At 75.3% G+C, this 14,500-nt stretch carries 11 protein-coding genes; 1 reads left to right on the top strand and 10 read right to left on the bottom strand.

Annotated elements, in window-relative coordinates; genetic code table 11:
• Positions 1 to 11 precede the first annotated feature (11 nt).
• The 10 genes from DEU31_RS10335 to DEU31_RS10380 are packed head-to-tail and all read right to left on the bottom strand — an operon-like array spanning position 12 to position 11,593.
• Positions 12 to 1,067: a glycosyltransferase gene (locus DEU31_RS10335; RefSeq protein WP_133677031.1), complete on the bottom strand. Its 1,056-nt coding sequence runs from the start codon at positions 1,065 to 1,067 to the stop codon at positions 12 to 14.
• Positions 1,067 to 2,902 (bottom strand): lipid II flippase MurJ, encoded by a 1,836-nt coding sequence (locus DEU31_RS10340; RefSeq protein WP_133677032.1) that lies wholly within the window; start codon positions 2,900 to 2,902, stop codon positions 1,067 to 1,069. Before DEU31_RS10340 ends, DEU31_RS10335 begins: the two co-directional genes overlap by 1 nt.
• Positions 2,899 to 3,777, bottom strand: a complete 879-nt coding sequence (locus tag DEU31_RS10345) for a hypothetical protein (RefSeq protein WP_133677033.1) — start codon at positions 3,775 to 3,777, stop codon at positions 2,899 to 2,901. Before DEU31_RS10345 ends, DEU31_RS10340 begins: the two co-directional genes overlap by 4 nt.
• Positions 3,774 to 4,841: a copper transporter gene (locus DEU31_RS10350; RefSeq protein ID WP_133677034.1), complete on the bottom strand. Its 1,068-nt coding sequence runs from the start codon at positions 4,839 to 4,841 to the stop codon at positions 3,774 to 3,776. Before DEU31_RS10350 ends, DEU31_RS10345 begins: the two co-directional genes overlap by 4 nt.
• 15 nt (positions 4,842 to 4,856) lie before the next feature.
• On the bottom strand, positions 4,857 to 6,029 hold the full coding sequence (gene steA / locus DEU31_RS10355) for a putative cytokinetic ring protein SteA (protein ID WP_133677035.1): 1,173 nt from the start codon (positions 6,027 to 6,029) through the stop codon (positions 4,857 to 4,859).
• The gene (recN, locus tag DEU31_RS10360) at positions 6,026 to 7,744 is read right to left on the bottom strand and encodes a DNA repair protein RecN (protein ID WP_133677036.1); all 1,719 of its coding nucleotides are present in this window, start codon (positions 7,742 to 7,744) and stop codon (positions 6,026 to 6,028) included. Before recN ends, steA begins: the two co-directional genes overlap by 4 nt.
• An 11-nt stretch (positions 7,745 to 7,755) precedes the next feature.
• Positions 7,756 to 8,700 (bottom strand): NAD kinase, encoded by a 945-nt coding sequence (locus DEU31_RS10365; protein ID WP_053917743.1) that lies wholly within the window; start codon positions 8,698 to 8,700, stop codon positions 7,756 to 7,758.
• Between the two features lie 3 nt (positions 8,701 to 8,703).
• Complete coding sequence (locus tag DEU31_RS10370; RefSeq protein ID WP_133677037.1) at positions 8,704 to 9,588, bottom strand: TlyA family RNA methyltransferase; 885 nt, start codon at positions 9,586 to 9,588, stop codon at positions 8,704 to 8,706.
• Complete coding sequence (locus tag DEU31_RS10375) at positions 9,585 to 10,613, bottom strand: HAD-IIA family hydrolase (RefSeq protein ID WP_010552395.1); 1,029 nt, start codon at positions 10,611 to 10,613, stop codon at positions 9,585 to 9,587. Before DEU31_RS10375 ends, DEU31_RS10370 begins: the two co-directional genes overlap by 4 nt.
• Positions 10,610 to 11,593, bottom strand: coding sequence for a hypothetical protein (locus tag DEU31_RS10380; protein WP_010552396.1), 984 nt, complete (start codon positions 11,591 to 11,593; stop codon positions 10,610 to 10,612). The genes DEU31_RS10375 and DEU31_RS10380 overlap by 4 nt, the downstream gene beginning before the upstream one ends.
• 1,269 nt (positions 11,594 to 12,862) lie before the next feature.
• On the opposite strand from DEU31_RS10380, the gene DEU31_RS10390 reads away from it, so the two are divergent.
• Positions 12,863 to 14,290 (top strand): MBL fold metallo-hydrolase, encoded by a 1,428-nt coding sequence (locus DEU31_RS10390; RefSeq protein WP_133677038.1) that lies wholly within the window; start codon positions 12,863 to 12,865, stop codon positions 14,288 to 14,290.
• Positions 14,291 to 14,500 lie beyond the last annotated feature (210 nt).

Below are 14,500 nucleotides of genomic sequence, written 5' to 3' on the forward strand. Positions count from 1 at the left end.
GGACGGCCAACCTACCATCGACGGGGTGCGGGGGCGAGGATCTCCTCGAGCTGGGCCAGGAGATCCTCGGCACGCGGGAGCTCGCGGGCCCGCCGCCGGGAGGCGGTCTCGGCGCGGCGCCGTGCGAGCGGGGCGCGGAGCGTGCTGACCGCCGCGGCGAGCGCCTCCGCGTCACCGACGGGGACCAGGTGCGCGGCCGTTCCGGTGACCCAGCGGGTGCCGCCGGCGTCGGTGGCGACGATCGCGCGGCCGGCCAGGAGCGCCTCCTGGAGGGCGACGGGCTGTCCCTCCCAGCGGGCGGCGGAGAGCACCAGATCGGCGCGGCGCAGCAGGTCGGGGACGTCCTGACGACGGCCGAGCAGGTCGACGGGGAGGTCCTCCGCGGTGATGCGGGCGGTGAGCTCACGCTCCAGCGGACCGTCGCCCGCGACGAGGATCCGCACCTCCTCGCCGCGCAGCAGAGCCGCCGCGTCGAGCAGGTCGTGCAGCCCCTTCTGCGGGGCGAGCCGGGCGATGACGAGGGCGACGAGGGCCACGGGCGTTCCCGGCCCGGTCGCCTCCCGGGCGCCGGTCCCGTCGCTCGCGGAGCGCTGCTCCCCCGCCTCCTCCGGGCGCCGCGGGGCGGGGATCACGGCGTGTCGCACGTCGCGCGCGCCGGCGCGGCGGGCGTCCTCGGCGAGGTCCGGGGAGACGGCGAGCACGGTGTCGGCCCGGCGGGCGAGGAGCCGCAGCAGCGCGGCGCCGATCGCTCGGGCGGGGACCCCGCCGACGGTGCGGTTGTGCAGGGTGACCACGAGCCGGTGCCCGCCCCGGCGGGGCACGGCCAGGGCGGCCAGGGCCCCTGCGCGCAGCCCGTGGGCATGGACGGCGACGGGCTCCCCGGCGCCGCGCACGATCCGGCGCAGCGCCGTCACGGTCGCGGCGTCCTCCCGGGGGCTGGGGCGCTCGCGGATCCGCACCGGCGCCTCGGCGACGCGTCGTCCTGCGCTCTCGAGCAGCGCGAGCTCCTGGTCGACGTGCGCGGCCAGTCCCCCGCTGGCGGTGGGGCGCACGAGCAGGACGCGCATCAGCCCGCCCTCCGCAGGCGTCGCAGCACGCCGACGGCGAGCTCCCGGTCCACCGCGCCGAGCACCGCGGAGGAGAGCACGGCCGCGACCAGCCCGCACAGGATGCCGTAGAGCACGGTGAGCACCTCGCCGGTGTCGACCGTGATCAGCAGACGGCCCAGCAGCAGTCCCGGCACCGCCCCGACGAGCACGGCGACGGGGACCGCGAGGGCGGTGCGGCGCACCTGGCGCTCGTGGCCGCCGTGCTCGAGCATGTCCCAGATGCGGGAGAGACCGACCAGGCCGCCCACCGCCATGCCGGCCGCGATCGCGAGGGCGAAGGCGGTGGCCGCCTCCGCGGCGGAGCGGACCGGGCTGGGCAGCACCAGGACGAGCAGGGCGACCAGGGCGATGCCCCAGCCGACCGCGCCGACCATCAGCGCGTCCCGGGCGCGCAGCGCCGCGGAGAGGATGCGGGTGCACTGGGTCGCCACGGCGAAGCCGACCAGCCCGAGCGCGAGGCCCGCGGTCGCGGAGCCCACCCCGGTCGCCTCGGCCCGGTCGATGTGGCGGAAGAACTGGCCCAGCGCCGGGCCGGCCGCGATGAGCATCGCCGCCCCGACCACGGACACGCCGATGACGGTGCGCACCGAGACGGCGGCGACACGGGCGAAGCCGGTGACGTCCCCGACCAGGCGCAGCTCGGACAGGTGCGGGAAGACGGAGGTCACCAGCGGCACCACCAGCACCGCGTAGGGCAGCAGGTAGAGCGCCTGGGCGTACTGGAACACAGGCAGGGTGCCGACGCCGCCCGCGCGCATGGCCAGCAGCATCACCAGGGCGAGCACGATCTGCTGGGCGCCGACCGCCCCGAGCCCCGCTCCGCCGAGGGCGAGGGCGCGCCGTGCGTGCGCGGCGGGCATGGTCAGCGCGGGGCGGACGCGCAGCCCCGCCCGGGCGGAGGCGATCGCGACGGGCAGCGCCATCACGACGACCCCGGCGGTGGTGCCCCAGCCGAGCCACTGCACGGCGGCGCCGTCGATGGTGGAGACCGTCGCGACCGACGGCACGAGCAGGGCGTAGACGCGATAGGACGCCATCACCACCAGGGAGGACAGCAGCGGCATCATCGCCGGCCACAGGAAGCGCCGCCGGGCCTGGAGGTAGGCGGCCAGCACCACGGAGATCCCGTAGAACGGCAGCTGGACCGCGAAGATCCGCAGCAGCGTCGCGCCGAGGCCGACGCCGGCCGCCCCGGTCTGGTCGGAGGCGAGCAGCAGCTGCGAGAGCGGCTCGGCGAGGGCGATCACGAGCGCGGCGAGGAGCAGGGTGCCGATCACCGTCCAGGTCAGCAGCGCCGAGACGATCCGGTCGGCGAGCGCCGCACCGGCGGGGACGGGGCGCGTCGGCGAGTCGGGCGAGGAGGCGCTCTGCGGCGACGCCGATGAGCCGGGGGCCGGGGTCGTGGGCTCCGGCGTCGCCGTGGACGGCTCCGGGACCGCGGTCGTCCCGGCGGCTGGCGCAGGCACGGGCACGTCGGCCGTCCCCACCGTCTCCTCGGGGTCCCGCTCGGGCACGAGGCCCGCGATGAGCGGCACGACGGCCGCGGCGAGCGCCCCGCCCGCGACGATCTCGAAGAGCACGTTGGGGAGCATGTTGGCCGTGGTGTAGGCGGTGCCCACGTCGCCGGCGCCCACGCTCGCGCCGAACACGAGATAGCGCACGAAGCCCGCGATCCGTGCGAACACGGTGACGATCAGGATGATCCCCGCGCCGCGCAGCACGGAGCGGGCGATGCGGCCGCTGCGGGGCGAGGGCGCTGGCCGCGCCTCCGGTGCGGTCCCGGTCCCGGTCATCGTGCCTCCTCCGCGTCGTCCGGGTCGCTGGACGACCTCGGCGGCTCCGACGGCGCGGCGGGCCCGTCGGTCGTCCCCGGGCCGGCGGAGCCGTCCACGGCGCGGGAGGGCACGGGCAGCCGGCCTGCGCGGTCCAGCGCTCGCAGCGCCGGGGTGCGGTCGATGACCGCGCTGAAGCTCACCTTCTCGCTGGCCAGGGTCAGCGCGACGACCCCGCCGAGCAGCGCGAGACGGGCAGGGGCCGGGAGGGTGCGGGTCGCGGCGGCGCCCACGGCGGCGCCGAGCACGTTCGCGCCCGCGTCGCCGAGCATGCCGTGCTCGCGCAGGTCCGCCGGCAGCGCGAGCGCCCCGGGCAGCAGGGCCGCGACGGCGAGCCTCGCACCGCTGCGGGCGCGCTCGTCCTGCCCGGCCGTGAGCGCGAGCAGGGCGGCGGGTGGCAGCACGGCCTTGAGCGCACGGCCGGGGCGGAGGTCGAGCAGGTTCACGAGGTTCGCGCAGCCCGCCGTGAGCGCGGCGTCCACGGGGACCATAGCGCCGCCGCGCGGGGCCGGGCCGCCCGCCGCGGCGAGCAGCGCGAGGGCGGGGATGCCGAGCGCCTTCGTGGCCCCCGTCGTCACCCGGCCGGAGCGGAGCGAGGCGAGATGCCCGCGCAGCCCCTTGGAGACCGGGCGGCCGGCGCGTCGCTGATGCGGCTCGAGCAGGTCGTCGAGCAGCCCGAGCCCGCCGATCCCGGCGAGCGCGAGGAGGTCCAGGGGGCGGCCCGTGCGCCGTGCGAGGGCGCAGGTGCCCGCGACCACGAGCGCACCCTCGGCGAGGCTCACCTCGCGTCCGGCGAAGTTGGTGCGGGCGAGCTCGGCGCGCAGCGCGGCGATCACTCCGCTCCCCCGCCGTCGGACGGTGCGGCCCCGCCCTCGGTGCCGTCACCCCCGGAGCCGTCGCCCTCGGTGCCGACCGCGGCGGTCTCGGGCAGGGCGGGGAGACGCTCGGCGGCATCGGCCGTGGTGCCGTAGGCGCCGGAGCCGCCTCGGGTCTGCTCGACCAGCGCGAGCACGGACAGGACCGGCCCGTCGGGCTCCTGCAGCCGGTCCGTGGTCGACAGCGCGTCGTAGGTCGCCTCCCCGCGCACGGTGCGCAGGATGCCGGTGGAGGCGTCGTTGGCGGGCGTCACGGCGGAGACCACCGCGGGCAGGCCGGTCCCGGCGAGGGCGGTGAGCATGCTGGTGCGGGAGGCGAGCAGGCCCTGGGCGCGCTCGGCGGCGGCCTGGTCGTCGTCGGTGTCGACGGCGAGCTCCTCGGGGGCGGCGCTCGCGTGCACGACCCCGTCGACCGTGCCCGGCGCCCCGCCGTCCACGCTCACCATCCCGTGCTCGATGAGCACCTGCCACAGCTGCCCGCGCAGCTCCTCGTCCAGGGGATCGCCCTCGCCGCCGGCCAGCAGCTCGGGGATCAGCGCGGAGAGGCGCTCGGAGTCGGTGAGCTCCTCTCCTCCGACGGCCCTGAGCGCCTCGGGCGCGATCTGCTCCGCCGCGGCGACCGCCTCGGTCCGCGCCTGCTCCTGTCCCGGCTCCCACAGCGCGCTCTGCAGCTCGACGTGCACGGTCTGCTCGACGCCGGCCGCGTCCAGCAGCGAGGTGATCCGCTCGGTGGAGGCGCGGGTGGAGTCGTCGTCGGTGAGGATCGCGATCCGCTGCCCCTCGAGGGTGCCGTCCACGAGCTCCGGCCCGACCTCGGTGATGAACGAGGAGAGCTGGTCGTTCTCACCGGCGAGCTGCTCGGCCTCGGTGCGCAGCTGCTCCTGCTCGGTGCGCAGCTGCTCGACCTGACCGGCGAGCTGGTCGCCCAGGTTCTCGCGCAGCGGCCCGGCGCCGAGGACGATGCCGACGGCGAGCGCGAGGAACACGGAGATCAGCGAGACGAGGTGGTAACGGAAGTCGATCACGGGGTCGGGACCCTCCTACGACCCGGTGGCCCGGGGTGTGAACAGCGTGGTGAACCAGGACAGGAGCCCGTCGAGGCGGGCGAAGAGGATCTGCACGAGCGCCTGACCGCCCGGAGTGGCCCAGAGCGCCACGGCGAGCGCGGCCAGACCCGCCAGCGCCAGCAGCACGAGCTGGAAGGTGGAGATCCTCTGACGGTACAGGCGGGAGACGCCCTTCGCGTCGACGAGCTTGGAACCGATGCGCAGACGTGTGAGGAAGGTCGAGCTCATGCCGGCACGGCCCTTGTCGAGGAACTCCTCGAGGGTGCCGTGGGTGCCGACGGCGACGATGACCGAGGCGCCCTTCTCGTCGGCCAGCAGCATGGCGATGTCCTCGCTGGTGCCCGAGGCGGGGAAGGAGACCGCGCCCTCGGCCAGCCCCAGCTCCGCCAGCCGCTCCATCCCGGGGGCGCGGCCGTCGCGATAGGCGTGGACGACGAGCTCGGAGCCGGAGCGCAGGGCCCGGTCGGAGACGGAGTCCATGTCGCCGATGATCATGTCGGGGCGGAACCCGGCCTCGAGCACCGCGTCCGCGCCGCCGTCGACCCCGATGATCACCGGGCGGTTCTCGCGCAGGAAGGGCTTGAGGGTCGCGAGGTCCTCCTTGTAGTGGTAGCCGCGCACCACGATCAGCACCGGCCGGCCGTCCATGCGGGTGGCGACCTCGGGCGCGCCGATCCCGTCCAGCAGCAGGTCCCGCTCGCGGAGCATGTACTCCATCGTGTTCTCGGCGAACAGCTCGAGCTGCTCGGAGAGTCCCTCACGGGAGGCCTCCTGGGAGGCGGTGACGCTCGCGTCGTCCTGCCGGGCGCCCTCGGCGATCGGCTGCCCCTCGAGCAGCACCCGCCCGTCCTCGACGGTGATCCGCTCCCCGTCGCGGATCCCCTCGAAGACCTCGTTCCCGAGGGAGTCGACGAGCACGATCCCGGCGTCGACGAGGATGCGCGGGCCCGCGTTGGGGTAGCGGCCGGAGGTGGAGGCGGCGACGTTGAGGACCGCGGCCGGCTCCCGCTCGACGAGCGCCTCGGCGGCGACCCGGTCGATGTCCTCGTGGTCGATGATCGCGATCTCGCCGGGGCGGAGGCGCTTGGTGAGGTCCTTGGTGCGCTTGCCGAGCCGGGCCACGCCCTCGGTGCGGGCCGCGCTCATCGCTGCGCCCGTCCGGCCTCGTCCAGCAGCTCCTCGGCGTGGGCGAGGGCGACGTCGGAGGCGTCGTCCCCGGCGAGCATCCGGGCGAGCTCGCGGATCCTCCCCGGCCGGTCCAGGGTCTCCACGGTCGAGCTGGTCGCACCGTCCTGCGAGGTCTTCACGATCTGCAGGTGGGTGGAGGCGTGCGCGGCGACCTGCGGGAGGTGGGTGACGACGATGACCTGGGCGTGGCGGGCCAGGCGTGCGAGGCGCTGGCCGACGGCGAGGGCGGCGCGCCCGCCGATGCCCGCGTCGATCTCGTCGAAGACGAACACGGGGGCGGCGGTGCGGTCGCTGCGGGAGGAGGCCAGCGCCACCTCGAGGGCGAGCATGACGCGGGAGAGCTCGCCGCCGGAGGCGGCCTGCGCGACAGGGAGGTGGTCGGCGCCGGGATGGGGGGCGAGCAGGATCGCGACCTCGTCCCGGCCGTGGGAGCGGTGGGCACGCCCCGTGACGTCGACCCGGATCTCCGCATCGGGCATCTCGAGGTGGCGCAGCTCCTCCTGGACCGCGCCGGAGAGGGCGCCGGCGGCCTCGGTGCGTGCCGCGGTGAGCTCCGCGGCGGCCGCGTCGAGCTCCGTCTCGAGCTGCTCGAGGCGAGCCGCGACGGTGCCGCGCTCCTCCTCCGCGCCCTCGAAGCGGTCGAGCTCCTGCGCCGCGGTGCGGGAGGTCTCGAGCAGGGTGGTGACGTCCTCGGCGGGGCCGTCCTGGCCCGGCAGCAGGGCGCCGAGGTCGCGCACCAGGACGGTCAGCTCGTGGAGGCGCTCGTTGGCCTCCTCGATGCGTCCGGGCGAGGCGTCGATCCCGTCGGCGTAGCTCGAGAGCTCCCCGGCGATGTCGGAGAGCTCGATCCGCAGCGCGTCGAGCCGTTCCGTGAGCGGGACGAGGGTGCCGTCGGTGCGGGCGGCGCGGGCGAGGGCCTCCCCCGCGATGTCGAGCAGGGATCCGGCGGCGGGGCCGTCGTCGTCGCCGACCAGGGCGAGCGCGGCCTGCCCGGCGGCGCCGCGGAGCTCCTCGGCGTTGCCGAGCCGTTCGATCTCGGCGCGCAGCGCGTCGTCCTCCCCCGCCTGGGGGTCGGCCTGCTCGAGCCGCTCCAGTGCCTCGGTGAGGACGGTGCCGCGGCGCTCCCGCTCGGCGAGCAGGGCGTCGAGCTCGGCGAGGCGCTCGGTGAGGGCGGTGCGCTCGCGCCAGATCGTGCGGTGCTGCTCGAGCAGCGGCTCGATCTCGGCGGCGCCGAAGCGGTCCAGGGCCTCGCGCTGTGCGTCGTGGTCGCGCAGACGCTGCTGGTCGGACTGGCCGTGCACGGTGACCGCGGTGCCCACGAGCCGGGCGAGGGTCCCGATCGGGACGGGGACCCCGCCGATCTGGGCGCGGGAGCGGCCGTCGCGGGTCAGACGGCGCACCACGAGCACCTCGCCGTCCTCCTCCTCGGCGCCGAGCTCGTCCATCGCGTCCGCGAGCTCCCCGTGCCCGGCGAGCGCGAGGGTCCCGTCGACGGTGCTGGAGCCGCGGGTGCGGCCCCGGTCCAGGCGGCCGCCCAGCAGCATGGTCAGGCCCGTGACGATCATGGTCTTGCCGGCACCGGTCTCGCCGGTCAGGGCGGTGAATCCCGGCCCGAACTCGAGCAGGGCGTCGTCGATCACGCCGATGTGGCGGATGCGCAGGGTGGACAGCACGGCGGCGCCCTTCAGCGGGTGCGCGGGCCGCGGCCCCGCCAGCCCACGACGGGCAGCTGGAACTTCTCGACCAGTCGATCGGCGAACGGGGTAGGAGCGAGGCGGACCAGGCGCACCGAGTGCTCGGAGAGCCGCGCCTCGATCCGCATCCCCGCCACGATGTCCTCCCCGCGGCGCCCGTCGAGGGTGAGGATCGCGTCCTCGCGGTTGTCCATGGTCATCTCGACGGCGATCTCGGAGGAGCGTCCCAGCACCAGCGGCCGGGCGAAGAGGGCGTGGGCGGCGAGCGGGATGAGCATCATCGCGTCGACCTCGGGCCAGATGACGGGACCGCCGGCGCTGAACGCGTAGGCGGTCGAGCCGGTCGGGGTGGACAGCAGCACCCCGTCGGCGCCGAAGCTCGAGACGGGCCGGCCATCGATCTCGATCGCGACGTTGATCATCTTCTGCCGGTCGGCCTTCTCCAGGGACGCCTCGTTCAGCGCCCAGTGGTGCCCGATCTGCTCGTCGTGCTCGTCGAGGACGGCGATGTCCAGGGTGGAGCGCTTCTCGATCTCGTAGTCGCCGTCCAGGAGCCGGGCGACGGTGATGGAGAGGTCCTCGACCTCGCTCTCGGCGAGGAAGCCGACATGGCCGAGGTTCACGCCGTGGACGGGGATGTCGGCCTCGCGCACGGCCTCGAGGGCGCGCAGGATGGTGCCGTCGCCGCCGAGGACGATGCCGAGCTCGACGGCGTCCGCGGCCGAGACGGCGTCGAGCACGTCCACGCCGCCGTTGGTGAGGAAGGTCAGCAGGCGCGGCGGCGCCTCGTCCTCGGGCAGGGAGAGGATCTCGTCGACCTGCTCGTCGACGACCACCGCGCGCACGCCCCGGCGGCGCAGCTCCTCGAGGACCGTGAGCATGGCGCGCAGCGCCGCCCGACGTCCGGTGTGCACGTACAGGAGGAACCGTCGCATGGGTCAGTCCTCCTCGGGGGCGTTCTGGTCGCAGCGGCGCCGCGGGAGTGCCCCACCCACGGCAGACCCGATCATGTCATAGGCCTGCGTATCCGGCGTGCAGGACGAGCCGGGCGCGGTGGCCCCTGCAGCGTGCGGCCGGATCGAGCGGGAGGGCCGCAGGTGCACGAAGTACTCGCGGTTGCCGTCCTGGCCGGGCAGGGAGCTGGGACCGATGGCCGCGAGCTCGATCCCCTGCTCGGCGGCGGACTCGACCACGCCCTCCACGGCGCGGATCCGGGCGGCGGGATCGGTGACCACGCCGGTGCGGGGCAGCGCCTGCTTCCCGACCTCGAACTGGGGCTTGACCATGAGCAGCAGCTCCCCGTGCTGCGCGGTCACGCCCGCGAGGGCCGGCAGGACGGTGCGCAGGGAGATGAAGGAGAGATCCGCGACGACGAGCTCGACGCGGGCGCCGAGCATGTCCGGGGTGAGGTCGCGCACGCTCGTGCCGTCGCGCACCTCGACGCGGGCGTCCTCGCGCACATGGTCGGCGAGCTGGTCGTGACCGATGTCGACGGCGATCACTCGGTCGGCGCCGCGCCGCAGCAGCACGTCGGTGAACCCGCCGGTCGAGGCGCCCGCGTCGAGGCAGAGCAGACCGCGAGGGTCGAGCGCGAGCAGGTCGAGGGCGCCGGCGAGCTTGTGCGCGGCGCGGGAGGCGTACTCGATGCCGTCGGGCACGTCGACGACGGTCAGGCGCGCCCCGTCGGGGACGGGGGCGGAGGGCTTGTCGGCTCGGCGCCCGTCGATCCGCGCACGTCCCTCCTCGACGATGCGACGGGCATGGGTGCGGGACCGTGCGAGGCCGGCGGCGAGCAGCGCGACGTCGAGCCGGTCCCCGCTCACCGGGCGGCGGCCGCGGCGGGCAGGGCGGTGGCCCCGTCGCGGCTCAGCAGGCGTCCCTGCCAGGCGTGCTCGGGATGGGTCGCGCGCAGCAGCGCGAGCACGGCCCGCAGCACGCGAGGGTCGTCGGCCTCGCCGTGGACGACGGCGATGTCCTCGCCCTCGCGGCGCACCGAGACGGCGCCGCAGCGGGCACCGTCCCCGTCGACGACGGGCAGCGGGAAGGGTGCGGCGATCCCGACGAGGTCCGGGGTGATGAACGTGGGGCGCCGCACCGGCTCGGCGTGCAGGGCGGTCTCGACCGTGTCGACGCCGGTGAGGACGAGCAGGGAGTCCATCCCGGCACGGACGGCGCCCTCGATGTCGGTGTCCAGCCGGTCGCCGACCACGAGCGGGCGGCGGGCGCCGATCCGGGTCGCGGCGACGGTGAACATGCCCGGCTCGGGCTTGCCGGCGACCTCCGGCTCGGCGCCGGTGGCGTGGCGCAGCGAGGCGACGAGGGAGCCGTTGCCGGGGGCGAGGCCCCGCTCGGTGGGCAGGGTCGCATCGACGTTGGTGGCCATCCAGCGGGCCCCGCGGCGGATCGCGTAGGCCCCCTCGGCCAGGCGCGCCCAGCCGAGGTCCGGGGACCAGCCCTGGACCACGGCGACGACGTCCTCGGCATCCGTCTCGACGGGCTCGAGCCCGTCGGCGCGGAGCTGGTCGGCGAGGCTGGGTCCGCCGACGACGAGCACCTTCGCGCCGGGGGCGAGGTCCTCGGCGAGCAGGCGCGAGGCGACCTGAGGGGAGGTCACGAACTCCTCGGGGCTCGCCTCGAGGCCGATCACGGCGAGGTGGTCGGCGGCCTGCTGCGGAGTGCGGGAGGCGTTGTTGGTCGCGAAGACGACGGAGCGGCCCGCGGCGCGGGCGGTCTCGACCGCCTCGACGGCGTGCGGGATCGGCCGGGCGCCGTGCATGAGCGTGCCGTCGAGATCGAACAGCAGCGCGTCGTGGAGGTCCAGGAGCGAGGGGTCGGGCCGGCGGATCACGCGGACTCCTCCCGGGTCCCGGACTCCGGGGCGCCGGGGTCGTCGGCCGCGTCGGCGCTCTCCGCCGTCACGGTCGCGTCGCCGGCCTCCGCGCCGTCGCCCTCGGCGACCTCCGCGTCGTCGTCCTCGGTGTCGTCCGCTGCCTCCGCCGCGTCGTCCGTTCCGTCGACGTCGTCGGTCTCGACCGCGTCGGCGTCCGCGCCGGCATCCACCGGGGCGTCGCCGTCCTCTGCGTCGTCGGCGCCGTCCTGCTCGTCCTGCGCGTAGGGGTCGAAGGCGTCGAGCACGCTGATCTGCTCGTCGCCCTCCAGGACGGGCGCCTCGGCGGGCGCGGGAGCCGGGCGGCCGAGACGCTCGGCGGCATCGGTGAGGCCCTCGGTGTCCGCGTCGGCGGCGAGCGTCATCCAGCGCCGCGCCTCGTCCTCGCGGTCCGCACGCTCGAGCAGGTCGGCGTAGGCGACCCAGAGCCGCACCTGCCAGCGACCGTCGATCTTGTGCCGCAGGGCCGGGATCTCGAGCGTGCGCAGGGCGGTCTGGACGTCGCCGGTGTCGGCGTAGGCGCCGGCGACGACCATCATCAGCTCGATCGCGGACTCGACCCCGAGGGCGGCGGCCTCCTCCGAGGCGGCGATGTCCAGGGCGCGCTCGGGGCGGCCGAGGCCGCGCTCGCAGTCGGCGATCATCGGCAGCACATCGGTGCGCCCGGTGATGCGCATCGCGGTGCGCAGCTCACGGGAGGCGGTGCGGTAGTCGCCGGCGTGATAGGCGAAGATCCCGTAGACCTCGCGCACGATGCCGACGCGTCCGCCCAGACGGGCGGCGAAGCGCGCGTGGGCGAGGGCGGTCTCGGGGTCGGTGTCCTCGAGGAGGTGGGCGGAGACCAGATGGCGGCCGACGCGCTCCGCGGTCTCCTTGCTCAGGCCCCGCAGCTCCTCGTGGGTCTCCTTGTCGAGCTCGCGGCCGGTGATGCCCTCGGGCACGCGCGGCTCGATCGGCCGATCGGAGCGCTGCTCCTCGCCCGGACGGCCGCTGCGACGGTCCTCACGGCGGCCCGCGTCCCGGCCCCGGTCGCGCGAGCCGCCCCGGCGGTCGTCGAAACGGTCCTGGCCGCCGCGGCGGTCCGGAGCGCCTCGACGGTCTCGGTCGTCGCGGCGCGGCCGATCATCACGGCGCGGCCGGTCATCACGGCGGGGCCGGTCGTCACGGCGCTGACCGGTGCCTCCGCGACGCTCCTCGCCGCTCCCCCGTCGGTCGCGGTCCTCGCGCCAGGGCCGATCGTCGCGGCGCGGCCCTGCGTAGCGGTCCCCGCGCTCCCCGCCCTGGGGGCGGTTCTCGCGCCATGGGCGGTCGTCGCGGCGAGCACGATCGTCGCGTCCGCGGGTGTCGTCGCGGCGCTCGCCCTCACGGCGCGGGCGGTCCTCCCGGTGCGGGCGATCCTGCCACCGTCCCCGGTCCTCGCGGTAGGGGCGGTTCTCGCGGCGGTCCGCGCCGTCGGTGTGGGGGCGATCGTGCCGACGCGGGCGGTCGTCCTGACGGGGGCGGTAGGGGCGGTCGCCGTCCCGGCGGGGTCCGCCCTCACGGCGTGCTCCTCCGTCGCGGGAGGGGCCTGCGTCGCGGCGGCCTCGAGGACCCCCGGCGCGGCCGCCGGCGGACGCGCCGGATCGAGGCGTCGAGCCTCGCTCGTCCCGCCGCCGACCGTCACGACCCCAGTCGTCCCGGCCGCGGTCGCTCCCGTTGTTGCTGTGCTCAGCCACCTGGACCGCCCGCCTCTTCGTCTCGCCCTGTGCGCCCTATGCGTTTGTCTCCCGGCGACTCTAAGCCAGAGCACGCCCTTGACCCTCGGGTAACGGCATCATCCGTGACTGCTTTCACGGGGCTCCCAGACTCCGGGAACCGACGGTGCTCGGGACCGCGAACCCGGTGCCGCCGCAGCGGCGTGCCGCACTCGTCCCGTCCCGCCCGCACCCGGCGCGCTGCCCGGAGCCCTCGCGTCGCGCACCGCTCGCCCCCTCCGCACCCGGCTCCCCGGACCACCGCTTGGCGCTGCGACGCACGCCGCTCCCTCTCCGCGATCCCCGCCGGTCCCCTGCGCGATCCCCGCCGGTCCCCCGCCGGTCCCCTGCGCGATCCCCGCCGGTCCCCCGCCGTGTGTCCCTCAGGAACGGGGCGTACCCTCGCGAGCGGGTGAGTCCTCCGCCATATGGACGGCCCCGCCCTGTCACCGTGCCTCGCAGCCACCAGGAGGACCCGTGCTTCTCGAACGCCTCTACGACGAGGACCTCTCCCAGGCGAGCTATCTCGTGGCCTGCCAGGACAGCGGGGAGGCGCTCGTGGTCGATCCGCGGCGCGACATCGCTGACTATCTCGACCTCGCCCGGCATCACGGTCTGCGGATCGTCGCCGTGACCGAGACCCATGTCCATGCGGACTTCCTCTCGGGGACGCGCGAGCTCGCCGCGGCGACGGGCGCGACCGCCTATGTCTCGGGAGAGGGCGGCGAGGACTGGCAGTACGACTTCCCGGCCGAGCGCCTCCACGACGGCGACACGATCGAGCTCGGCGCGGTCACGATCACCGCCCGCCACACGCCGGGGCACACACCGGAGCATCTCTCGTTCCTCATCACCGACACCGCCTTCGCGCCGAGCCCCGGGTATCTCCTCAGCGGGGACTTCGTCTTCGCGGGCGATCTGGGGCGCCCGGATCTGCTGGACGAGGCGGCCGGTATGCAGGACACGCGCTTCGAGGGGGCACGGCAGCTCTTCGCCTCGCTGCGGGACGTGTTCCTCTCCCTCCCCGACCATGTCCAGGTGCTCCCGGGCCACGGCGCCGGGTCGGCCTGCGGAAAGGCCCTCGGGGCCGTGCCCTCCACGACGGTCGGCTACGAGCGGAGCTTCGCCTGGTGGGCTCCGCACCTCGCGGCCGACGACGAGCAGGGCTTCATCGACGAGCTCCTAGACGGACAGCCCGATGCCCACGCCTACTTCGGACGGATGAAGCGTCAGAACGTCCTCGGGCCGGCTCTGCTGGGAGAGAGGACTCTCCCCCGCCGCGTCGATGCCTCGGAGATCTCCTCAGGGATGGCCTCCGGAACGATCGCCCTCGTGGACACGAGGCCCGTCGCCGCGGTGCACGAGGGCATGGTGCCCGGTGCGCTCAGCATCCCCGCCCCGGGCAAGGCCGCCTCCCATATCGGCTGGGCCTTCGACCCGGAGTCCGACGACGCCGAGATCATCGTCCTCGCCCCGGACGCGGAGACCGCAGCGAGGATCCAGGACCATTTCGTGAGAGTCGGGATCGACGCGCTCGGCGGCTGCGTGACCTCGCTCGAGGGTCTCGAGCAGAGCGTGCCTCAGCGCGTCTCCCCCGCGGATCTCGACCAGCTGCGCTCGAGCCGCCCGGAGGCCGTGCTGCTCGACGTGCGGAACAAGTCCGAGCACTCCGCCGGGACCATCCCGGGTGCTCAGCAGCTCTCGGCCGGAAGGGCGCTGTTCCATCGTGAGCAGCTCCCCGCGCCCACCGAGGGCGCCGTCATAGCCTTCTGCCAGTCGGGGCTGCGCGCCACCGTGGCCGCGAACGCTCTGCGACGGGCCGGCCATGAGGTGATCGAGGTCGACGGCAACTACGCCGGCTGGTCCCGCTGGCAGCAGGAGAACGACGCGCCGGCACGCGGCTGAGCGATGAGCCCCGATGCCCGCAGAAGGGCCCGTGACCGAGGAATCCCCTCGCTCCCGGGCCCTCTCCCTGCCACCGGGCATGAGAAAAGGGAGTGGAGGAGGCGAACACCCGAAAAGGGGTTCAAGCACTCCTCCACTCCCAGTGAAGATGTCCGGCGGCGACCTACTCTCCCACACCCTCCCGAGTGCAGTACCATCGGCGCGATCGAG

The organism is Brachybacterium sp. AG952 (assembly GCF_004362645.1).
In the GTDB taxonomy this organism is placed as follows: Bacteria; Actinomycetota; Actinomycetes; order Actinomycetales; family Dermabacteraceae; genus Brachybacterium; species Brachybacterium conglomeratum.

What these genes read in the sequence shown, in the direction of transcription:
- steA (WP_133677035.1), bottom strand. Translation starts at nt 6,029, where the DNA reads ATGAGCGCGGCCCGCACCGAGGGCGTGGCCCGGCTCGGCAAGCGCACC.
- DEU31_RS10365 (WP_053917743.1), bottom strand. Translation starts at nt 8,700, where the DNA reads ATGCGACGGTTCCTCCTGTACGTGCACACCGGACGTCGGGCGGCGCTG.
- DEU31_RS10340 (WP_133677032.1), bottom strand. Translation starts at nt 2,902, where the DNA reads ATGACCGGGACCGGGACCGCACCGGAGGCGCGGCCAGCGCCCTCGCCC.
- DEU31_RS10335 (WP_133677031.1), bottom strand. Translation starts at nt 1,067, where the DNA reads ATGCGCGTCCTGCTCGTGCGCCCCACCGCCAGCGGGGGACTGGCCGCG.